Origin of the sequence: Streptomyces sp. URMC 127, assembly GCF_051386535.1 — a bacterium.
Lineage (GTDB): Bacteria > Actinomycetota > Actinomycetes > Streptomycetales > Streptomycetaceae > Streptomyces.
Genome location: NZ_JBPQTW010000406.1, coordinates 1 through 2305, shown reverse-complemented (window position 1 = coordinate 2305; position 2305 = coordinate 1). Strand labels below are relative to the sequence as shown.

The window sequence follows — 2305 nt, the reverse complement described above, 5'->3', positions numbered from 1 at the left end:
CCCGGGCCCCGCAGGGCCCCCGCCCCCCGGTCACGTCGGGGGTGCCGCGCCGTTCCGCAGCCCCGTGCCTGCGGTGCCGGTGCCGCGCCCCTTCCGTGGGCACCACTCTTCCGCGCGGCGGGCCGCGGCCCATCCGTGCGCCTACTCATCTCTCCGGCTGAGTACGGATACTCAGCTCCCGGCGTTCAGCCGCCGGGCCGCGGTGCCGTCGGCGCCGGATAAAGTCGTGCCCATGGCACGGATTGCGGTGATCGGCGCCGGGATGGGCGCGATGACGGCCGCTGCCCGGCTGGCCGTCGCGGGCCACCGGGTGACGGTGTACGAGCGCGCGGCGACGCACGGCGGAGGCGTCGGACGGATGACGCGGGACGGCTTCGCCTTCGACACGGGGCCGGGGCTGCTGCACCTGCCGGCCGTCTACCGCGACCTGTTCGTGAAGACGGGCAAGGAGTCGCTGGAGCAGAGCCTGGAGCTGGTCCAGGTCGACCCGGCGAGCGCGCACGTCTTCGCCGACGGCACCTCCGTGGCCCTGCCCAACGCCTCCCGGGCCGGTGTGGTCCGGGCGCTGGACGAGGCCGTGGGGTCCGGCGCGGGCGAGCGCTGGAGCGAGCTGGTGAACCGGGCGCGCGCGGTGTGGGACGCCACGCGCCGGCCCCTGCTGGAGGAGCCGCTGCTCGCCGACCCCGAGTACCTGGAGGCCCTGGGCCACGACCCGTACCCGGGGCTGCGCAAGCGCGGCCTGTTCCGGCGGAGCACCCCGCCCGTGCTGGCCGCCGTCGCCGAGCGGGAGCTGAAGGACCCCCGGCTGGCGGCGCTGCTGGAGAGCCACGCCCTGGCGTACGGGCTGGACCCGCGCACCGCGCCCGCGAGCGCGACGGTCCTGCCGTACATGGAGCAGACCTTCGGCAGCTGGTACGTGCGCGGCGGGATGCGCGGCCTGGCGGACGCCGTCCACGAGCGGTGCCGCAAGCGCCGCGTGGAGTTCGTCTTCGGCGCCGACGTCGTGGCCGTGACCGAGAAGGACGGCCGTGCGGCCGGCGTGGAGCTGGCGGACGGCCGGGTGGACGAGGCGGACATGGTGGTCGCCGGCGTCTCGCCCGGCGTGCTGCGGCGGATCGCTCCGGCGGCCTGCGGGCCCGCCGTGCGGCCCGGGCCGCCGGTGCCGCCCGGCCGGTTCACGGTCTTCCTCGCGCTGCGCGGGGCGCGGGCCGCGGGCGCCGCCCACCGCACGGTGGTGCACGCCCCCGACCGGGCCGCCGAGTTGGCGGGCGTCTTCGGGGAGGGCGCGCGCGGCCCGGCCGCGCTGGACTACCGGCCGACGGTGACCGTGCTGCGCCCGGACGACCCGGACGTCCGCCCCGACGAGGGCCACGAGGCCGTCACGCTGACGGCCACGGTCGCCCCGCACGGCCGGGTCGACTGGGACGGCGAGGCGACGGCCGCCGGCTTCGCGGAGCGGATGCTGGACGCCGCCGAGGGCCTGCTGCCGGGCCTGCGGGACCGGCTGCTGTGGCACGAGGTCCGCACGCCCGCCGACACCGAGCGCGCGACGGGCGCCGAGGGCGGGGGCGTTCCGGCGCCGGTGCTGGCCGGCGGCGGGGGCGCTTACCTCCGCACGGCCAACGCGACGCCGCTGCCGGGCCTGTACCTGGCGGGCGGCTTCGCCCACCCCGGCGGGGGACTCGCCCACGCCGGGATGTCCGGGACGATGGCCGCCGGCCTGATCGTCTCCGGGGCGGACTGGCGCGGCTCGCAGTAGCGCGGCGGCCCGGGGCGGGCCCCGGGCCGCGGCTCAGTAGCGGTGCTGCTCGTTGTACTGCTGCTCGCCGTACCCCTGGGCCGGAGGCTGCTGGGGGTAGGCGTGCGGGTAGCCCTGCGGGGCGGGCGGCAGGTCGGTGTCGCGCTGCTGCGGCACCCACACCCCGCCGGGCGGGGTGTCCATGTCGTACGGCTGGGCCGGGGCGTAGGCGCCGGCGGGCCGGCCGCCCATGTCGTACGGCTGGGCCGCGGTCTGCTGCGGATACTGCCCGTAGGAGCCGTACGGGTCGTACTCCTGCTGCCGGTTGCCGATGTAGGGGTCGGAGTAGGCGGCGTACTGGCCCTGCCCGTAGTCGAATTGGCCCGGGGCCGCGGGGGCGGCCTGCGGCTGGGTGCCGTACTGGTCGCCGTACGGGGCGTAGCCGCCGTCCTGCGCGGGGGCGGTGGCGTAGCCGGTGTCGCCGTAGCCTCCGTAGCCCGCGCCGGGGTCGCCGGCCGGTGAGGCCAGGGGCGGCTGTGCGGCGGCGGGCGCGCCGGGGTCGTCCGC

The 2305-nt window shown here is 78.2% G+C and carries 1 protein-coding gene and 1 pseudogene; one reads left to right on the top strand and one right to left on the bottom strand.

The features are described 5' to 3' along the window. Positions 1-232 precede the first annotated feature (232 nt). Positions 233-1759 (top strand): phytoene desaturase family protein, encoded by a 1527-nt coding sequence (locus ACSNOH_RS34505; protein WP_436725395.1) that lies wholly within the window; start codon positions 233-235, stop codon positions 1757-1759. A 33-nt stretch (positions 1760-1792) separates the two neighbouring features. On the opposite strand, the pseudogene ACSNOH_RS34500 reads toward ACSNOH_RS34505, so the two are convergent. Then, positions 1793-2305 (bottom strand): annotated as a pseudogene (locus ACSNOH_RS34500) (hypothetical protein); the annotation flags it as partial.

What these genes read in the sequence shown, in the direction of transcription:
- ACSNOH_RS34505 (WP_436725395.1), top strand. Translation starts at nt 233, where the DNA reads ATGGCACGGATTGCGGTGATCGGCGCCGGGATGGGCGCGATGACGGCC.